At 57.6% G+C, this 19,946-nt stretch carries 10 protein-coding genes; 2 read left to right on the plus strand and 8 right to left on the minus strand.

Annotated elements, in window-relative coordinates; all coding sequences use genetic code 11:
- Positions 1 to 88 precede the first annotated feature (88 nt).
- Both KF784_14105 and KF784_14110 read right to left on the minus strand, forming a co-directional pair.
- A complete protein-coding gene (locus tag KF784_14105) occupies positions 89 to 1,252 on the minus strand; it encodes a redoxin family protein (GenBank protein ID MBX3120194.1) in 1,164 nt (387 codons plus the stop codon).
- Between the two features lie 97 nt (positions 1,253 to 1,349).
- A complete protein-coding gene (locus KF784_14110) occupies positions 1,350 to 2,588 on the minus strand; it encodes a phosphotransferase (GenBank protein ID MBX3120195.1) in 1,239 nt (412 codons plus the stop codon).
- Between the two features lie 406 nt (positions 2,589 to 2,994).
- Between KF784_14110 and KF784_14115 the strand changes: the two genes are divergently transcribed.
- The gene (locus KF784_14115) at positions 2,995 to 4,065 is read left to right on the plus strand and encodes an exo-alpha-sialidase (GenBank protein MBX3120196.1); all 1,071 of its coding nucleotides are present in this window, start codon (positions 2,995 to 2,997) and stop codon (positions 4,063 to 4,065) included.
- An 8-nt stretch (positions 4,066 to 4,073) separates the two neighbouring features.
- Here KF784_14115 and KF784_14120 read toward each other — a convergent pair whose 3' ends face one another.
- From KF784_14120 to KF784_14130, 3 genes are all read right to left on the minus strand, one after another.
- A complete protein-coding gene (locus tag KF784_14120) occupies positions 4,074 to 4,796 on the minus strand; it encodes a hypothetical protein (GenBank protein ID MBX3120197.1) in 723 nt (240 codons plus the stop codon).
- An 85-nt stretch (positions 4,797 to 4,881) separates the two neighbouring features.
- Positions 4,882 to 6,828 (minus strand): methyl-accepting chemotaxis protein, encoded by a 1,947-nt coding sequence (locus KF784_14125; protein ID MBX3120198.1) that lies wholly within the window; start codon positions 6,826 to 6,828, stop codon positions 4,882 to 4,884.
- 146 nt (positions 6,829 to 6,974) lie between these two features.
- Positions 6,975 to 10,097, minus strand: coding sequence for an alpha-L-fucosidase (locus tag KF784_14130; GenBank protein MBX3120199.1), 3,123 nt, complete (start codon positions 10,095 to 10,097; stop codon positions 6,975 to 6,977).
- A 736-nt stretch (positions 10,098 to 10,833) separates the two neighbouring features.
- Here KF784_14130 and KF784_14135 point away from each other — a divergent pair.
- On the plus strand, positions 10,834 to 11,322 hold the full coding sequence (locus KF784_14135) for a VanZ family protein (protein MBX3120200.1): 489 nt from the start codon (positions 10,834 to 10,836) through the stop codon (positions 11,320 to 11,322).
- A gap of 38 nt (positions 11,323 to 11,360) precedes the next feature.
- Here the strand turns inward: KF784_14135 and KF784_14140 are convergent, their stop codons facing one another.
- From KF784_14140 to KF784_14150, 3 genes are all read right to left on the minus strand, one after another.
- Positions 11,361 to 12,983, minus strand: a complete 1,623-nt coding sequence (locus tag KF784_14140) for a beta-N-acetylhexosaminidase (GenBank protein MBX3120201.1) — start codon at positions 12,981 to 12,983, stop codon at positions 11,361 to 11,363.
- 268 nt (positions 12,984 to 13,251) lie between these two features.
- Positions 13,252 to 15,819: a zinc-dependent metalloprotease gene (locus tag KF784_14145; GenBank protein MBX3120202.1), complete on the minus strand. Its 2,568-nt coding sequence runs from the start codon at positions 15,817 to 15,819 to the stop codon at positions 13,252 to 13,254.
- Between the two features lie 82 nt (positions 15,820 to 15,901).
- The gene (locus KF784_14150; GenBank protein ID MBX3120203.1) at positions 15,902 to 19,798 is read right to left on the minus strand and encodes a DUF4981 domain-containing protein; all 3,897 of its coding nucleotides are present in this window, start codon (positions 19,796 to 19,798) and stop codon (positions 15,902 to 15,904) included.
- Between the last annotated feature and the right edge of the window lie 148 nt (positions 19,799 to 19,946).

The following is a 19,946-nucleotide window of genomic DNA, read 5'->3' on the forward strand; positions in this document are numbered from 1 at the left end:
TCTTTGTGATTGCCGACCGTTGATCGCTGATAGCTGATAGCTGATCGCTGATCGCTGATCGCTGATCGCTGATCGCTGATAGCTTTCCCTAACCGCCCTTCGCTTTGATGAAGCTTGCGAGGCGGGCTTCCATTTCGTTGATCGTATCTTGAAGCTGCTGCGGGACGGAAGGCATTTCTGCGACCATTGCCTTTACGAGGGCGACGGCTTTCGTCTGATAGTCCACAGCCTTATCGAAGTTGCCCTTTTTGTAGTGGGCAAGTGCGAGCGTGTCCATGATCATGCCGTCTTTCGAGTCGGTGGCTTTGACGGCTTTTTCGGCAAGCTTCAGGACGAGATCGACGTTAGGCTTCTTGAAACGGGCTTCCGTCATCATGTTCCAGGCGATCTCGTTCAGTGTGGATGCGCTCGTTAGCTCACCCTTGTCGAGCCACTTTTGCACTCTTGCGTATGTGCCGGGCTCGTCGTAGTGAACCATGCTGTCGACGATCATGGGGATGATAAGCTGTCGAGCCTCTTTCGGGCCGGTTGCATAGAGGTCATCCAGGATTTCGACGGCGGCCTTGTATTCGCCTGACTCCATCAGCTCTGAGGCTTTCATGAATTTGGCGGCGTCCTTGCTGGCTGCCTCCTCTGCGTCGGCTTTCTTCTTTGCTTCGGCGAGTGCGTTCCACTTCTTCGCGAGGATTTTTTCGAGGACCTTATCCATATCGTCCAGTGGATGTCCGATCCAAGCGAGCTTTCCGGCTTGGTCGACAATGAAGGCGGTGGGGATTCCACCTTGATTCGCAGCGTCCATCCAGTTTTTCGCCATGAAGCCGTCGGTGGTGTCGATGCCGACGTTGTAATCCATTTTCGCGCCCATGTCCTTGACAAACTTTTCGACCATCGCAAAATGCTCGGGTTCGCCGTTTTCGCCCTTGACTACGGGTTCATCGGGATCGACTTCGAAGGAGTCCACGCCGATGAAAGAAACTTTATCTTTGAACTTCTTGGCAAGCTCCGTTAGATGAGGGATGGTTTCTTTGCAGGGGCCGCACCACGTCGCCCAAAACTCGACGACATAGACCTTGTTCTTATCGAACATCTCGACCTTGCTTCCTTTGATCCACTTGGCGATCTTGACTGCAGGGGCGGGTTGGCCGACTTGGAGCTTCGCCTTCTCTTGCGCTTGGGCAAGGGAAGAGGCTGAAGCAAGCATCAATAGTGAAAGACCAACTCCGGCGAGACGGCCAAAAACAGATTGGATCATTATTCTCCTCACATACCTTCAACGAATTGTTGACAGGCCTCGTTACCTCTATGATAGCGGAACGGAGGGGCTCAAGGCCGATGCGATCGGCAGTTCCTTAGCGATGGGAGTTTGCGATTGGCTTTGCAAGAGTTTCGGCTTCAAACTCCAAAAGCTTCTCAAACAGCTTGATTTGAACCATGGCTCGGGTTTTGTTGAGGTCGACGGGATCCGTGGGAGCCACGCGGAAATAGGTGTCTCCGCGAAGATAGTCCGCCAAAAAGCGCACACCAAGCTCAAGCGTTATCGCTTGCACAGCCCGTGGCATGAGGGCGATCTCATTATCGGGCATCGTGGTTGCGGCTCCGAGAAAGCCATCGCGCACGGCGGCGTAGACTTCTCGGTCAACCTGAATTCTGCTCAGGTCTGTCTCTTTCTCTCCGGCGACATTGCATAGCGAGCGAACCATATCGCCCCAATCGGCAAGCCACGTTAGCGGCATCACCGTGTCGAGATCGACGAGAGAGACGACTTCGTGCGTGGACTGGTCGAAGAGGAAGTTCTCAATCTTTGTGTCGCCGTGGATGGCAGTTTGGCGAATTGCACCCGACTCGCGAAGGTCTTGCAGAGATGTTGCCAAGGACTCGTACTTGAGAGCGGTCTCGATAAACGGCAGCAATTCAGGATCATGACGCCTTGCCAACCGGTCGTCTTCGGAGAGGACGCAATGGAAATGTCGCTCGGTAGCGGCTCGCACTTCCGGGTCGGGGGGCAATATGGGTTCCGTATCGTCGAGTGAGCGGTGGCCTTTGAGCGCGGAATGGAGCTGCTTGAAATAGATCTTGGTGTCTCGGTAACCAGGAAGGGACACGGGTATCTCGCTTGCGTCCACTTCGGCGGTCAGATCGGTATAGATCGCCAAGCCGCGTCCGACTTCGCGGGCGATGGTTAGGCGTTTGTGATCGGGGACTTCGCTGAGGCTCTTGTACGAAACCGTCCCTTCGATGAACTGCATCATCCGCCAGGTCTTTGCTGGCGTAAGCGAGATGTAATGGTCGTGATCCCTTGTGCGGACGAGGGTGACGGGCTTCCAGGCGGATGCGGAAGGGACCCGGCCCTTGTCGATCGCATCCACTTGCTGACTGATGGAAGCGAGCATGCCGGCCATGACGCGGTCGGGCATTGGGAAAACCTCGGCGTTGACCTTTTGGAGGAGATAGTGCTGCTTATCCGGTCCGGCCGTGATCAGCATGGTATCGAGGTTGATGTTGCCCTTCCCCTCGAAATCGACAATGTCTATCGGACCTTCGATGGCGAATTGCTCGGCGATGGTTCTGGCTTCTTCGACAGTGATCATAACCGTGGACTCGACGCAAGGATTATACTGCCGATTTTGTGCCGGTTCGCGGGAACTTGAAAAACCCCGGTAGAAAGGTCGGGCGAGTTGGGATAAGGCTGCGTCCCCTTGCGAAGCGAGGGGGTAGCCCCGACGTAGTCGGGGAAAGATTAGGACGAGAAGTAGGTTCAGTTCCAGAAGCTGGCTGCCATCGCGAGCAACCCCCATCCCTCAGTTCGCTTCGCTCACAGTTCCCTTCCCCCTAAATTCAGGGGGGAAGGGGACAAAGAAAATGACAGAGGGCAGGGGACAGGGGACAAGGGACAAGGGCAACCGCAGGCGTTCTCGCGCCGCTCTGACCTTTCTGACCTTGAAGCTTCACGGATTTAGGCTAAATTTACAACCGACTGGTAGTCTCGCCTCATCCATGTTCTTTGCCGCCCTCACTCTGCTCATGCTTCAAACTCCCTCGCTCAAACTCGTTGACCTTTCGCAAGACAGATCACGGCAAGTCGTTGTGGATCGTGAGGATGGTCAATATTTGGGGCACGTGAGCACGCTCCTTTTGGAGGATAACAAGACGATCCTTTGCGTGTATCCGAAGGGGCATGGACGCGGGGCAATTCTTTACAAGAGAAGCATGGATGGCGGGAAAACATGGTCGGGCCGCTTGCCCGTGCCCGAAAATTGGTCGACTAGCCTGGAGACGCCGACAATTCATCGCGTCATCGACCCCAAAACGGGAAAGAAGCGGCTCATCGTTTGGTCCGGTTTGTATCCGGCCCGTCTTGCCGTTTCGGAGGACGACGGCGCGAGTTGGAGCCCGCTCAAGCACGTGGGCGATTGGGGCGGGATCGTGGTAATGGGGTCGGTACAACGCGTGTCCAATGGCGACTATCTGGCCTGGTTCCATGATGATGGGCGGTTCTTTAAGAAAGACGGGAAGGTCACTCCTACTTTCACGCTCTACCAAACACGATCGAGCGACGGTGGACTCACATGGTCTTATCCGAATGAGATCTGGTCGGGCTCGGACGTTCATCTTTGTGAGCCTGGCGTCGTCATGTCTCCTGAGGGCTCACAGATTGCTCTACTGCTGCGTGAGAATCGGCGCAAGAAGAACAGCCACATCATGATCAGTCGCGACGAGGGCAAGACTTGGGGGCCTCCGTTTGAGATGAACGGCGCTCTTACTGGTGATCGCCATACGCTGCGCTATACCCACGATGGACGGCTTGTGTGTGTTTTTCGCGATATGGCGGAAGGGCCTTGGAAGGGCGACTTTGTGGCTTGGGTGGGGACCTATGAGGACATCCTCAAGGGCCGACCCGGGCAGTATCGGGTGCGGTTGATCGACAATCAGAATTCGTGGGATTGTGGCTATCCTGGGTTGGAGATATTGCCGGACGGAACGCTCGTGGCGACCACTTACGGGCATTGGGAGAGCGGAAAGGAACCGTACATCGTGAGCGTGCGCTTTCGATTGAGTGAACTGTAGATACGCGCTTACTCCCTTGAGAGGGTGGAGACGACGGCGGCAACCTCCTGAACATCCAACTGTAGATGCCCGCCATAGGTGACGTCGGTTTCGAGTTTTGAGGTGGGATCGAGTGTCGAAGTTGTCGGCCCAAGGTGGACGCTGGTTACCTTCGATTTTTTAACGATCCTGCGGACGTTGACGGAGCGAACTCCTCCTGCCGCGACGATTTCGATTCGTCCTTCTGACATCGTGACGAGTTCACTGAGGTTGTCTATACCGTCTATAGCCGAACGCTTTCGTCCGCCTGTGAGGATTCGGCTAAAGCCCAGTTTGATCAGAGTTTCGAGAGCTTCTTTTGGATCTGGTGTGAGGTCGAAAGCTCGATGGCACATGAATGCCACATCAGGGACGGCTTGGCGCAAGCGGGACAATCGGGCTTGGTCGATACGACCGTCCTTGAGCAGAATCCCCACCGAGACCTCTTTGATTCCTATTGTTGCGAAACGCTCGAGGTCGAGTTGCATCGTTTCAAACTCGGAATTGGAATAGCAGAATCCGCCTTCGCGCGGGCGAAGGATGGGGACAACGGGGATTTGGACGCTGTTCAGACTGCGTTGAGCGGCGCCCAGCGATGGCGTGAGCCCGCCTGTGGAGATGGAGGAGACGAGCTCGATGCGGTCTGCGCCCGCATGCTCGGCGGCGACTGCTTCCTCGGCCCGTGCGCAGACGATCTCAACGCTTACTCCCATCGGATCAACTTAGCCGATCCCGCACAAATGGTGCAACAAAAACGGACCAGCTTTGCAAAGCTGGTCCGTTTGACAAGGGTTGAGTTTAGGCAACCCGAAGGTGATCGCGGCCAAGGTCGGTTGCCGATGGCTCTTCGGCACGAGCTTGAGGTTGACGGTCCACCTTGAACCGCGACACAACTTCAAGCAGCTTTGCTGAAGACTCTGAGAGATTTCCACACGACACGTGCAACTGCTCAGCCGATTCGAATTGCTGAGAGATATCGACCGAGACACCCTGTGTGCTCTTGCTTGTGCGCTGCGAGGCGTGTCCAACGGCGGTTGCGTAGTCGCGAATTTGCTCGGCGCTTGCCGACAGCTCTTCGGCTGAAGCACTTGTTTCTTGGGCGACGGATGCGATGTTCTCCATCTCCTCTCCGATCTTGTCGATGTTGGACATGATTGCAGCCGTTTCGTTTGCTGCCGACTTGGCTTGGGCGGCAATTTTGTCGATAGAATCTAGCACCTTGTTCATGGTCTCGAAAGCAACGACCGAAGACTCTACACCGTCGCGAACGGCGGTATCGGCTCCCTCGATAACCTGAGCGAGCGCTTTGGTCCTTTCTTGAGTTTGTGAAATGATGGTTTGAATCTCATTTGTCGCGGTCGCACTGCTCTCCGCCAATTTGCGCACTTCTTCGGCTACGACGGCGAATCCGCGTCCATGCTCGCCGGCTCGTGCTGCTTCGATGGCTGCATTGAGGGCCAGTAGGTTTGTCTGCTCTGCGATGCCCTTGATCGTTTGTACGATGTCACCGATCTGATAGGACATTTGCGAAAGCGATTCGACCTCTTGAGAAAGGCTCTTTGTGCTGTCTTGGATGCCGTGCATTGCCGTTTGTGCTGCCGTCAGCGACTTGCCGCCTTCGGCGGCGAGAACTGTGGCTTCGGATGTGGAGGTGTCAACGGCGCTGATCTCCTCCATCATGCGTTTGGTGCTTTGCGTGACGTTGTTGATGCTTGCTGCACCGCTGGATGCCGCGAGCGCAGTTGTTTCGGCGGCTGCGGCGACTTGGGTGCTTGCGGAGACCACCTGCTCGGTCGTATCCATCATTCCTTGCACGGCCTGATCTTGCTCTCGAATGTCGTCGCCAACTTGATCGACCAGCTTGGACACTCCAGCGCATCGCTCCACAGATTCCGTAGCGGCGGTAGAGACTTCGTTTGAGACTTGATCGACTTCGCCCGTGATCGCTACTGCATGGTTCAGTGCGGTACATAGAGAATCGAGGCTACCGTTCAGTTCGCGGGCCATAACCCCGATTTCGTCGTTTGAGTTTACGTTCGCTACTCGTGTTAAGTCGTTGTTGGATACAGCCTCAACAACTCGTCGCATCTCCATAACGGGTTTGGTGACGCTCCGAACGGTAAAGAATGCGATCGTGCCAGCGGCAAGCAGCAGTAACAGTTCAATCAGTATGCCGATGGTGTTTAGTCGGCTAAGCCGGGCCTCAGATTGCTTTTCAAGCTGCTTGACAAAGAGGCTGGCTGATTCGAGCAAATCTTGGATCGCAGCCTGTCTTTTGAGTCGGGACTCGAGCCCGACTGTATCGTAATATTTTTGAGCCTCTTTGACCTTGCCCGCTTCGATCAGTTCAATGGTCTTGTTTTCGATGGGGTTCGTCTCGTTCTCGTCGATGTCTTGAACGAGGTCTAACTTGGCGACGAGCTCTCTGCCGCCCTCAAGCTTCGTCAAGTTGTCTCGTACTTCATCTAACGATGCACCCGCTTGCTCGTCGGCATCGAGTTTGTTTTGCTTTGCTTCCTTGTGGCCGGTAAGCATGAACTCGTAAGTTTGAGAGGTCATGACTTCAAAGAAGTAAGAAGCCTTTCTTGATGCAGCGCGTGCGCCAGTTCCGAACTCCGTTTGAGTTCGTACATGGCTGACGGTGCTATGGGTCGCGGACATGATCCCAACAAATGTTAGGAAGCCGGTAACAACGATGATTCCGAAGCCGAGATAAAGCTTTGCCCTAATGCCAAAATTCTTCATGTTCGATTTAGTGTTCTCCTACACGTCTTCCCCAATGAGTGCTTTTACACGAATGTAATAATGGGAATGTCGGCAGGCCGTAGACCAAAGCTAACGAACAAAGGGCCACTGCAGTGGCCCTTGTCAAGAATTTGGCAAAAATTTAGCTATGACTTTGGAACAAGCTTGAGCGCTCGTAAGTTCATAACGCCAAGGCCCGGTTTGCTCAAAGGCTTCACGACTACTTTGATCTTTCCGGGCACCACTATGGCTACTCTCCCTAGGTTGACACTTACGAAGTCTGACCAGCCCTTGGTCGCCTTCACCGTCGACTTCAGGTTCTGCCCAGCAATCTGCACCTCATAGGTCGCGCCTTCGCTCCCCGGCTCGCAGGCCAGCTCGACCGTGACGTCGTACTCGCCCCGGCTCTTCACCTCAAACTCCCATTCGACGGTGTCCTTGACGTTGGTCCAATAGCCGATAGCCCGCTTGTCCGCCTCATAGGCCGCCGAAGTCCCCTTGACCGTCGCATCCACCGCGTTGAGCGCGATCGTGCCATCGGCAGCCGGACGGATCGGAATGGTGACGACCGTCGCCTTGCCGTCAATCTCCATCAGAATCACGACGGGCATACCGGCGGGAATCCCCTGCGTCTTTGGCGTTTCCACAAACACGCTGTCTCCGTCTTTGCGCCACTTCAAAGGCTCGAACCCGTTCAGAACTTGAACGCTCTTGATCTTCGCCGAAAAGCCTGGCAGCTCGATCTCCCCGCCCGGCTTCTCAAAGACGTGCAGATACAGCTTCCCCGGCTTTGCCGTCACCCTGCCCCACGACAAAGGCTTCGGGAACGGCCCCGCCTGCGTGCCATAGATCGACTCTCCGTTGGTCTGGAGCCACTGACCGACGTCAGCCAGCCGCTTCACCGACTCCTCGGGAATCTCTCCAAGCGCCGTCGGACCGACGTTCAGCAGATAGTTGCCGCCCTTGGACGCGCAGTCGATCAGGTTCTGCACGAGGGTCTTTGCCGACTTCCAGTTGTGATCGGCCTTGTGGAATCCCCACGAGCCGTTCATTGTCATGCACGACTCCCAATCGACCCCCGGCATCCCGTTCGCCGGAATCTCTTGCTCGGGCGTGCCATAGTCGCCCATCGCTTCGTCGCTGGCGCTCATCCCCGCCATGCCCGAACGGTGAACGTCCACCCGGTTGTTGATGATGATGTTGGGCTGCAGGCTGCGCACATAGTGGTACAGGTCCACCCCGCGCTCGTGCGTCCAAGCCGCCGGCTCCCACTCTCCGTCGAACCACAGAATCCCGATCTTGCCGTAGTTGGTCAGAAGCTCTTTGAGCTGATTCTTCATGAACTGCGTGTAGCGGTCCATGTTCGTGGGAGTTTCCGGGCGCATATCCCAAGGCCGCCGCACCGCATAGTCGGGATGCGTCCAGTCCATGATGCTGTGGTAGAAGCACAGCACGATCCCCGCCTCCTCGCAAGCCTTCGCCAGCTCTTTCAGCGGGTCGCGCTTGAACGGCGTGTTCATGATGTCCCAGTCGGTGTACTGAGAGTCGAACATCGCAAAGCCGTCGTGGTGCTTGCTGGTGATGACGATGTACTTCATCCCCGCATCCTTGGCGATCTGCACCCACTTCTTCGCGTCGAACTTGTACGGGTTGAACTGTGGTCGGAGCGGCTGATAGTCCTTGACCGGAATCTTCGCCGTATTCATCAGCCACTCGGACGCCCCGCCATAAACCCGACCGTTCCACTCTCCCGCTGGAATGCTGTAAAGCCCCCAGTGGATGAACATGCCGTAGCGGGCATCGCGCCACCATGCCATCCGCTTGTCCTTCTGATCTTTGGTCTCCTTCTGCACGGCGTACTTGGCGTTGGGCGTTGCATAGACGGCAACTTCAGAGATGGCAGGCGTAGCCCTCGATTTCGTAATCTCGACGGCGATCTCATCGGAAGTCGTCGCAGGAACGCGAACGATCCTCTTTGCTCCGATCGTTGTGCCCTTAGCCAGCTCTTTCCAATCGCCATCCACCTTCGCTGAGATCGTAAACCCCTCGACCCGCTGCCCCAGGCTGATCTTCTCCTGGAGGCAGACACGGTCAAACGTCGTCGGTTTGGGAAGACGAATTGTAAAGCCGCCGCTCTTCTGCGTGCCTGGCTGCCAATAGGTGTCCGGGTTTGTATCGGCGACTGCTGCCGCGTTTCCGACCGTCGTAAAGTCGCTAGGTTTGGCAAGCGCGATCGGCTTGCTCCCCTTCGCCAGATTCTTCCCGTAGGTTTCGTCCCGCAGCTTCTTAAACTCCATCAGCGCTCGAACGTCGTTCTCATGGATCAGCCCGCGACGGTCCGGCGGGACGTTGAGCAGCAGCGATCCGTTATGCCCCACCGACCGCTCATAAAGGTCCATCAGCTGTGCGGCGGTCTTCACCTGCCCATCCTGCGAGGCATGGTAGAACCACCCCGGACGGATCGAAACGTCGCACTCCGCAGGCGTCCACTGATCGCCGTCTCTCAGCCCCGTCCCCAGTTCCTTCTGGTCGGCAACCCCCGGCTGAAACTTGCCCGCCTTGATCATCGACCAGCAAGTCTCCGGCGCATAGCCAGCCTCGTTGCCCACCCAGCGGATGTCCGGCCCGGCATCGCTGAAGATCACCGCGTCCGGCGCATACCTCCGCACCGTCTCGTTGAACAGCTTCCAGTCGTAAACCTGCTTCTTCCCGTTTGGGCCCTCGCCGTTCGCCCCGTCGAACCACACTTCGTAGATCGGCCCGTACTTGGTGAGGACCTCTTTGAGCATGTCGGCAAAAACCTGGTTGTATTCGGGCGTGCCGTACTTGGGATGGTTGCGATCCCAGGGCGAAAGATAGACGCCCATCTTCAGTCCGTATTCGTTGCACGCCTTCCGAAGCTCCATCAGCACGTCGCCCTTTCCGCCCTTCCACTTGCTTTGCGCGACGGTGTGTGTGGAATAAGCGGAAGGCCACAGGCAGAAGCCGTCGTGATGCTTGGCGGTGATGATGACCTGCTTCATCCCGGCTTCTTTGAACGTGCGCACCCACTGGCGACAGTCTAGCGCCGTCGGGTTGAAGACGTCCGGCTTTTCCGTCCCATGCCCCCACTCCTGGTCGGTGAAGGTGTTCGGGCCGAAGTGGATGAAGGCGTAATACTCCAGCTTCTGCCACGCCAACTGTCGGGGCGTCGGCACCGGCTGGATGGGCTTGAGATCGGATTGTGCGGTCATAGCGATTGTGGCGAGCATGACAAGGCCAGAGAGCATGTCTTGATAATAGCGCGGAATCCTTTTTGTCGTGCGCCGGTTCACTGCCGCTTTAGATCAATTCCGGTGGATCAAGTTTTGGCCTTTGCCCTTTGTATTGTTCATCGCGCGGTTTAAGCTTCTCAACTGGGCAGAATGTTGGGGGTGATCCTGCGCTAGGGGACCTCCCACCCCCTGCCCCCTCCCTCCATTTCGACTTCGTCAAGATGGAGGGAGGGGAGTTTTGAACTTAGCTTATTAACCTCAACCCTTGCGGAAGCAACGAGGATAATGGCTGGGAGTGAAGATTGAGGGCAAGAATCGCATGACTCATCGTGCGGTTTAAGCTTCTCAGCGGGGCAGAGTGTTGGGATGTTGGGGTGATTTTGCGCTAGGGGACCTCCCACCCCCTGCCCCCTCCCTCCATTTCGACTTCGTCAAGATGGAGGGAGGGGAGTTTTGAACTTAGCTTTCTAACCTCAATCCTTGGGGAAGCAACGAGGATGATGGCTGGGAATGAAGATTGAATGTAAGGATCGCATGATTCATCGCGCGGTTTAAGCTTCTCGCGACGGATGCATCTAGTCGGGGTGTTGGGGGTGATCCTGCGCTAGGGGACCTCCCACCCCCTGCCCCCTCCCTCCATTTCGACTTCGTCAAGATGGAGGGAGGGGAGTGGCGGCTCATTCTTTTAGTACCCTTTGCTTGATTTGCTTCCAGATGCTGTTGTGCGCGGTACAAGTCTATTGCGATGCACATGTCCACGACAATCGGCATCAAAGCCCTGCCGAATTTCAGCGGCAAGCCAGGTCAAAAGAGCTGCGGCCTGTGGCCGGCCGTGCTTTGGGCTCTTGTGATCTTCGCGACGTCATCTACCGTGGTCACAACGAAGCAGCTTGTCAAAACGGTCGCCAGTAACACGGTTGTCCAAGTGTCATCCAGCGGCTTTGACGCCTTTTGGCGCGAGTACTGGTGGGTGTTTGTGAAGGGCTATCACGCGCTTGAATACATGACGCTGTTTCTGCTGCTGAACAAGGGGCTCAGCTCGAAAGCGGATTGGACATTCGAGCGACGTTGGAGATTGAGCCTGTTGCTTACGATCTTCTACGCTGCTACTGATGAATACCACCAGACCTTCGTTCCCGGTCGCGGCGGGCTCGTCAGCGATGTTCTGATTGACACGGGTGGCGCAGTGGCCGCCGCATTCTTTGTGCTGTGGCTGGAGCGTCGAAAATTCAGGAAGTGACGCTTATTCGGGGCGGGTTCAGCCTTTGACCGAGTACGTCAATCCGTCGCCTTCTCCGCAATTGCCGTCTCTGCTCCATCCAGCTTTCTGAAGTTCACATCCAGGATGTTCAGCCGCTTTAGGTGGGTTGCGAGCCGACCCATGAAGCCTGCGTAGTCCTTGTTTGCGGGCTGGGTCCAGGCGACTTCGGCGAGGGCGCAGGCGCGGGGGAAGGCCATGTATTCCACGTGCTTGGGGTTATGCATGTACTCGGTCCAGAGTTGGAACTGGCACCCTTGGATGTGTTGGTGGAACTCCTTTTCCAGCTCTTTGGGGATCGGCTCGTAGCCGTAGACGGTTTCGAGGGGCAGATACCCGCCGATGCCGTGGGGCTCTTTGGCTCTGTCGCGGGACTGGTAATAGTCGAAATAGGTGTGGCTGGTTTGGGCCATGACCACGTCGTGCTTTGATCGGGCGGCAGATAGGGCTCCTTCGGTGCCGAGCCAGACCATGAGCGCGGCGTTGTCGGCGATACCGCCCTCCAGGATTTCCGACCATCCGATCAGCCTACGGCCATTGCTGACAAGGTAGTTGTCGAACTGTCGGATGAACCAGCTCTGCAGCTCGTGCTCGTCTTTCAGCCCCAGCTCCTTCATCTTGGCCTGGGCGCGCGGGCTGTTCTTCCACTGCGTCTTGGGGCACTCGTCGCCGCCGATGTGGATGAACTTGCTGGGGAAGATCTCCATGACTTCGTCAAGCACGTTTTTGAGAAACTTGAAGGTGCTCTCCTCGACGTTGAAGACGTTGTCGGAGACACCCCACTTCGTCATGACTTCGAGCGGCTGGTTCGTGTTGCCGAGGTCGGGGTAGGCGGCGATGGCAGCTTGGGCGTGTCCGGGCATCTCGATCTCGGGCACGACGGTGATATGCCGCTCCGCTGCGTAGGCGACGACTTCGCGGGCGTCGTCCTGGGTGTAGAAGCCTCCGTGGGGTTTGCCGGTGTAGGTGGCAGGGCTGTAGGTGAGCATCGTGTCCTTTCGCCATGCGCCGACCTCGGTGAGCTTGGGATAGCGCTTGATCTCCAGGCGCCAGCCTTGGTCCTCGGTGAGGTGCCAGTGGAAGGTGTTGAGCTTGTGGAGGGCCATGAGGTCCAGGAACTTGAAGATGAACTCCTTGGGCATGAAGTGGCGGGCGACGTCGAGGTGGGCGCCGCGCCAGGAGAACCGGGGCTGGTCCTCGATCTCGACGCAGGGGATGCTCCATTCGACGCCTTCGACCCTGGCTTTGCGGAAGATTTCGGGTGGGAAAAGCTGGCGCAAGGTTTGGATGGCGTAGAAGGCTCCGGCGGGCTTAAAGGCGCGGATTTCGACGCGGTCTTTCTTGACGGAGAGGCGATAGCCTTCGTCCCCGAGCGCGGAGAGCTTCTTGTCCAGGGCGAGAGAAATGCTGTGTCTTCCCTTATCTGGGGCGACCCCGAGGTCATAGCCTGTGGCTGCAGAGAGGTCGCGCTGAAGCGATTTGCCCAGTACAGCGGTGTCTCCGGTGGAGCCGATCATTGAGTCTGACTTGAGGAGAAAACGACCCTCCTTCAATTCAATCTTTGAGGGTTGGGGGATGATGTTGGGCATCATGGCTTGGGTTTGGACGGCAGTGGCAAGGATGGCGGTTGTGAGGATGCTCATGGCGGGGGCTTGGTTCTACCTTACATGCGGCATGGGTTCGCTAAAATCTGTCTGAATTCGGGGGCGGGGTTGATCCTGTGCCTTCCTATGCTTCCAACGCTCCTTAGGATTGAGGCTACAGCGGGAGTGGGACTTAGCCTCAATCTTAGGGAAGGTTGAGGCATGAGAAGAGATTAAGGCATGAGAAAGCGCGAATAAATTCGCGCACTCCCAAAGGGGACCTCCCTCCATTTCGACTTCGTCAAGATGGAGGGAGGGGAGAGTTTGCTTACTTCTCGATCCGGTGCATCAGTTCCCATGCCATGGCGCCGGGGCCGAAGCATGTATGCCCGTTGATCTCGTGCTCGCTAATCCCGAAGAGATCGGCGAAGCTTGGCGTTCCGGTTGAAACGGCCTGGCTTGTCTTGCCCTGGATGATCCTTTCGATCTCCTTGCGGCTGTCGGCAAGGTGCATCGCGGTGATCTGGTCAGCGGAGACGGGGATCGCTTTGTCGATCTGCTTGGCAAGGTTTTTGAGTTCAATCTTCAGGTAGAGCCGAAGGTCGGTTTGAGTCTTGCTTGCGCCGTTTAGCCTGCCGTCGATGGTGCTGAGATAGGTGCGCTGTAGGTTGCGGCGGTAGATGTCGATTCTCGGCTTGGCTTCGCGGAGTTCGCTCCAAGAGCCTTCGCGCAACTGGGCGCACATCTCGGACACTCGGTAAGCGCTCTGCCCAAGCTGGGCCTCGGCGTCGAACATCCGTCGAGCGCGGGCGTCGTTCAGCAGTTGGTTGAGGATCAGGTTTTGAACCCCACTGACTCTGTTCACGACTCCGTTCGGCTCAATGCGTCCGAGGATGCTGCTCTGCAGCAGATACATGGGCGTTTGCAGGCCGGTTGTCGTGAGGAAGTTCACAGCCTTGCGCTGGTACGCCGCGCTGACAGGCTTGAAGACTTCGCCACCGCGTCCGGCGTGGTAGTCGGTCTCGACAACGCCGCCGACATACTGGACAACCTGCATGAGCCACATCATTCGGTGGGAGTTGATATCACCGAGGACTTCGCTCATCAGGGTGTAGTCTTCGCCGTGGGTTGTCGTGGCGGTGAGGAGACGCTGGGCGGTTCGCTCAAGGTTGAGCAGCCCGAGACGAGTTGCCTCGACAGCGTCATCTCCAATCCGCTCCGATTGGGTGGTCGGGTCTTGTCGATATTTGTAGTTTCCGAAGCGCACGGTCGGATCGTCGACTTGCCGAGCGAGGAAACGATCGAGGAAAGAGGTTTCGTCTTCGGGCTTGTTGACATCGGGGATGGGCTTGTAGCCGTATTCGATGGCAAAAAAGTCGTACTCGCCGAGGAACCCGTTCGTGCTGTAGGTGATTCCGTCGCCGGGTTGGGCAACGTAGTTGTTTCGCGAGTAGCTCATGATGGACGACGAAACGCCGTGCGTCTTCATGAACTCCTTATTGCGGAGCTGAGCGATGGTTCGGGCGACGCTTGCCTTGAAGTTGTGCTCCAAGCCAAGCGTGTGTCCGACCTCGTGGGCTACGACGTAGGTTAGAGTCTCGCCGATCATGTCGTCGGAGAAGGGGAGTCGGCGGGTTCGCGGGTCGATGGCTCCGCACTGGACGAAGTACCACTTCTGCGTGAGGTCGATGATGTTGTGCCAGAAGATGATGTGGGCCGAGATGGTTTCGCCAGACCGTGGGTCTTGGATGGATGGGCCCATGGCATTGGCGGTTGAGGATGGCGCCCATCGGATGACGCTGTAGCGAGCATCTTCGGGGTCCCATGTGGGATCGGCTTCTACCGATGGTGCGTCTTTGCAGATGATTGCATTCTTGAAGCCAGCTTTGGCGAAGGCAGGCTGCCACATCTCGACGCCTCGCTTCATGTAGGATCGCCACTTTTCGGGGACCTCGCGGCTGAGGTAGAAAACGATGGGTTTGACCGGCTCGCTCTCGGCGGCTTTGGGGTCCTTCTTTTCGAGGCGGAAGCGGGCGATATATTCGATAGGTTTGACGGGTTTGTTGGTGTTGATACTATCGAACCCGACCGTGAAGTAGCCGATGCGGGAGTCTTTGAGGCGGCCCATCATCGGTTTTTCGGGCAGGAGGGTAAGGCTGTAGTGGACGAGTACGGTGACCGCGCTTGAGTTTCCTCCGGCAGGCGGGCCAAATGGGCTGGCTTGCCGCCCCCCTCCGCCACGGGCAAACGTGAGCAGAGACCGCGTTTCAATGTTGATGGGGAAGGCCTTCACGCGGTCGATATAGCTTCGGGAGCCATCGACTCCGGCTCCGCCTACCGCTCCACGCACTCCAAAATCCTGGGGATCTGTCAGGAACGTTGACGTGACGTCAATGACCGTGCTGTTGTTTTCACCCTCGGCCTGAACGTCGAAGGCCATGATGATGGGATAGACGGTGTTCATTTGCACGCCGCGAAAGAGTCCGCCGGAGGTTTCGTCCGTTCGGATGGGATCACTCACGTCGTGCATAAAAATCTTGTTGTTTCGGCGGGTGAAGCAGATGGTTTTCAGCCCGGCTGCTGTCCCGGGGTAGCCCGTTGTATAAGGCTGCTCGGCGATTTCGGTCTGCCATAAGAACAGTCTGCCGAGCATATTCGCAGGAATCTCCCAGAGAATCTTCTCGTCGATCTTGTGGACCTTGAAGACGCCGTGCTGCGTTTCGGCTTCTTTGGTCACCACCTCGTTGTACGGCTTGGGGCCTTGAGCGGGCCTCTGCCCCCCTTGACCGGGTGGGCGAGCTTGTCCGGCTCCTCCAGTGGGAGGTGGGGTTTGGGCCACGGCAAAGGCCGATACAGTGAGAATTGCAATTGCGGAGATAAGCAAACGAGTACGCATAAATGAACCTACCTGGCAGTACAAATTCGAGGCGCAAGTCCACGAATCCTTGTCAAATCGCCTTTAGGCGCTTTCTGTAAGACTACCGCCCTTCGACGGTTCCGAGCAGTATAAATTCAGCGACCGATGTCCAAGGGCCTCCGTTGACTTCGTCGAGGGCGACAAATCGAACGTAGCGGCCTTTGACAGCGGCCTTGAAGAGGATGCGCTGGATGTCGGCTGAGTTGGGGAACTTGCCCTTCTGTACAGGGCTTCCCCAGGTCTTGCCGTCGGCGCTGACGTACACCTCGTAACCACCGATCCTTCCGTTCGCCTGGTTCTGTCGGGGAGTGTAGACAAACCCGGCGAGGCTGGTTTCGGAGCCGATATCGAGCACGGCTTCATGCGGATGCTTGTCCTCACCGCCCGTGTACTTTGTGTGCCAGAAGGTCCCAGGGTTGCCATCGAGCATGTGGGCAGCTTCTCCTTCACCCGGCTCGAAGGAATCGACGCGGACGATCTTGACGGTCTTCGAGTCGATGACCCGGGTGGGGACGATGCGCGGGAAGGATGCCGACGCGACGGGGCTTTCGATCAGATTCGGCCCGGATGCGTAGGCTTCGACCATTCCGCCCGTGGCATAGCCGAATGGTCCGCGATACCCGGCCCAGCGCGCACGGATGGAGTCGTTGCCGTAGGTGATCTGGGTGTCTGGGGTCGGCGAAACGATCGTGACCACTCCGTCCTCGCCACGCGAGATCGTCGGCGTTTGGGCGACAGGGGCTTGCTCGCGCTCCTTACCCTTGATGTAGGGTCTCAGGACGACGCGGAAGTCCACGGGCCGGGGTCGGCACACGTACTGTTCCAGCGGGCCAGGGCCGCAGCTGGCGCCGCCGAGCCCCATTGTCATGGTATCGAGGCATACCACGACGTTCTTTCTGAGGATGAGGGGGACGCGCTTGCGCGGCTCGCCGTTCTCGTGGCGGGCGTCGTCGATGTCTTGGGGCGTGAAGTGAGAAACGTTCATCGCCAGGTGCCCGGATGCCTGGAAGAGGATGCCGTTTCCGTCGGCATCGGTGAGGGCTCCCCAGCGCACTTCCTCCTTGTTGCCGTTTTCTTGCGGGCGGACGTATTCTTGATACTGATCTTTGACCTTGCCCGAGTAGCGGCCCACGTCGGCGGCCTGCTTGCGGTCGGGATAGCTCTCAAACGGTCCACGCCCCAGCCAGGTGAAGTTGTCGAACGCCTTGTCGACGAACATGAGGAGGCCGATCCGGCCAAGTGGGGGAAGATCGCCCATAGGTGTGATCTGACTGTCGATGACGATGGTGCCGTCTCCGAGGATCGTGTAGACGGCGCGGTGGCGGAAGCCGTTGCCCTTGAAGCCGACGGCGTCCATCTCCACGGTAACGCGGACGGCCTTTGCGCCGACGCGCTCCACGGTGATGCCCTGCGGATGGTAAGCCATCTGCGTCATGCCGGAGTTGAAGTACGCCTTCTGGAACCAGGTGTCGTTATCGGTAAAGGCGCGGAAGGTGTTCAGTTTGGGTCCGGTTTGGACGCCGGGCTGCTGGGCGACGATCTGCTTGTTGCCGTAGACAAGCGAACTGAGCATTCCGGTGGCTTTGTCAAACTCGGCCTTGAAGCTGCCGCCCGTGACGGTGATCTTTCCACTGCTGTCGGTGTGGGTGAGATCAGAAAGGTTGTTTAAGGGGGTGTAAGGGGCGATGGACTCAGCAGGAATTTGAAGCTGATCCCAAGCGACCTCGTGCCCCTTCTTCGCCCAAACGTGGTCTTGGCGGGTATGGAAGCTGACGCGGACGAAAAGCTCGGTTCCGGCGGCGACCTTGGGCTTGGGGAGCGGCAGCTGGACGGTCTTGCTCTGACCGGGAGCGAGGCTGATCGGAGCGATGTCTCCGGTCGCGACGGTCTCCCCGTCGGCGGTCAAGGTCCACTTCGCGTCGAACGCGTCAAGGTTTGTGAAGAAGTGCTTGTTTGTGATCTTCACGGTGCCCTGGATTAGGTCGGCAGGCTCCACTTTGACGTACTGGTAGATCTTCTTGACCTCCCAAGTTTTGGGCATGATCTGGCGGTCGGGCATGATGATGCCGTTGCCGACGAACGGGCCGTCGTTGGGGGTGTCGTCGTAGTCGCCGCCGTAGGCATAGAACCACTTGCGCTTGCCGTCGGGGCCGGGCTCTTCGTCGGTGTATTTGCGCAGACCTTGGTCCACGTAGTCCCAGATGCATCCGCCCATGTTGCGGTCGCTGGACTCAAACGCCTCCCAGTACTCTTTGAGGTTGCCGACGGCGTTGCCCATCGCATGGGCGTATTCGCAGACGAAGAACGGCTTTTTGGACTCCTGCCTGCCCTGACCGTAGATGTAGTTCACGTCGGGATACATCACGCTGTCCACGTCGGCGACGCGGTTGTAGCGTTCGTAGTGGACGGGGCGGCTAGGGTCGAGCTCGTGGACGAGGTCGGCGGTGGCGTCGAAGTTGACGCCGGGGCCAGCCTCGTTGCCGAGCGACCACATGACGATGCTGGGGTGGTTGAAGTGGCACTTGACAAGGCGGTCGGTGCGATCCAGGTGGGCCTTACGCCAGACCGGGTTGTTGCCCAGCGACCGCTCATACGAGTAGCCCATGCCGTGCGATTCGATGTTGGCTTCGTCGATGACGAAGATGCCGTAGCGGTCGCACAGCTCGTACCAATACTCGTCGTTCATGTAGTGCGAACATCGGACCGCGTTGATGTTGAACTGCTTCATGATGCGGATGTCCTGCTCCATCCGCTCTCGGGTGACGCGCCGTCCGGTGTCGGGGTCGTGCTCGTGACGGTTGACGCCTTTGATCTTCACATGGACGCCGTTGACCTTGAACACGCCTTCTTTGAACTCAACCTTTCGGAAGCCGGCGCGATAGCCGCGAAAGTCGAAAGCTTTCTGGCTTTGGTCGAAGAGGGAGACGACGGCGGTGTAGAGGTTGGGGAGTTCGCTCGACCACTTTGCGGGATCTGTGACGCGGACTTTGATCTCTACGGTCTTGGTCGATTTAGCGGAGACTTGTCCGACTTCGACCGTTCGTGACGGGTCGGCTTTGCCGCCTGCTGCGTCGGCTCCCTCGCCGACATGGATGACGGGAACGCGCTTGCCGTCCTTGTCGAAGAGCTGGAGATCGACGCCTCGGCTGTCGAACGGCTTGTCGCCGAAGTTGCGGACGGTGGCCTTGACGCTCAGATAGCCGTCTTTGTAGTTCTTGTCGAGATCGGGCGTGATCTGTACGTCCCAGATTGCGGCTTTGGGGAAGCTGAGAAGCGAGACATCGCGGAAGATGCCGCTGAAGCGGAACATGTCCTGATCCTCCAGATAGCTTCCGTCGCACCAGCGATAGACCTCTACGGCGAGCGAGTTCTTTCCAGACTGTAGGTAGGGGGTGATGTCGAATTCGGCGGGGCCTTTGCTATCCTCGCTGTAGCCCACCTTTTGACCGTTCACCCACACATAGAAAGCCGAATAGACGCCCTGAAAGCGCAGGATCGTTTCCCGGTCTTTCCAGCTTGCCGGAACCTCGAACTCGGTCCGATACGACCCGACAGCGTTGTAGCCGTGGTCGATGAAGGGGGGATTGGCGGGGTGGGGATAGCGGACGTTCGTGTAGATCGGGGTGCCGTAGCCCTTCATCTCCCAGCACGAGGGGACTTCGATGGTCGCCCAATGGCTGATGTCGTAATCCTGCTTGTAAAAATCGACGGGCCGCTGCTCCGGCTTGCCGACCCAATGGAACTTCCAGTCGCCGTTGAGGAGCTTGAACCAGGGGCTCTTGGCGCGGTCGAGCGTCATCGCTCCGGCGAGGTCGGAGTAGGGGTAGGCGTCCGTGCGTGGGACTTCCTTATTGATGCTGAGAATGTTGGGGTCTTCCCAGTCCGGCATCGGCTGGGTTTGGGCTGGAGTTTGGGACATGGTGAGGGTTCCGAGCAAAAGTGCAGCGAGCAAGGTCATGGATGTTTTGAGGATACGCGAAACGGAGGGCTGGAGGCTATTGGTGGGCGCGGATGGCTCTAAATTGCGGGTGATGACAGAGTGGGATTTGGCGAAAAAGGGTCTATTCAACGCACATTTTGCGTCGAATAGACCTATAATCGACGCA

This window comes from Fimbriimonadaceae bacterium, from assembly GCA_019638775.1.
Classification (GTDB): Bacteria; Armatimonadota; Fimbriimonadia; order Fimbriimonadales; family Fimbriimonadaceae; genus JAHBTD01.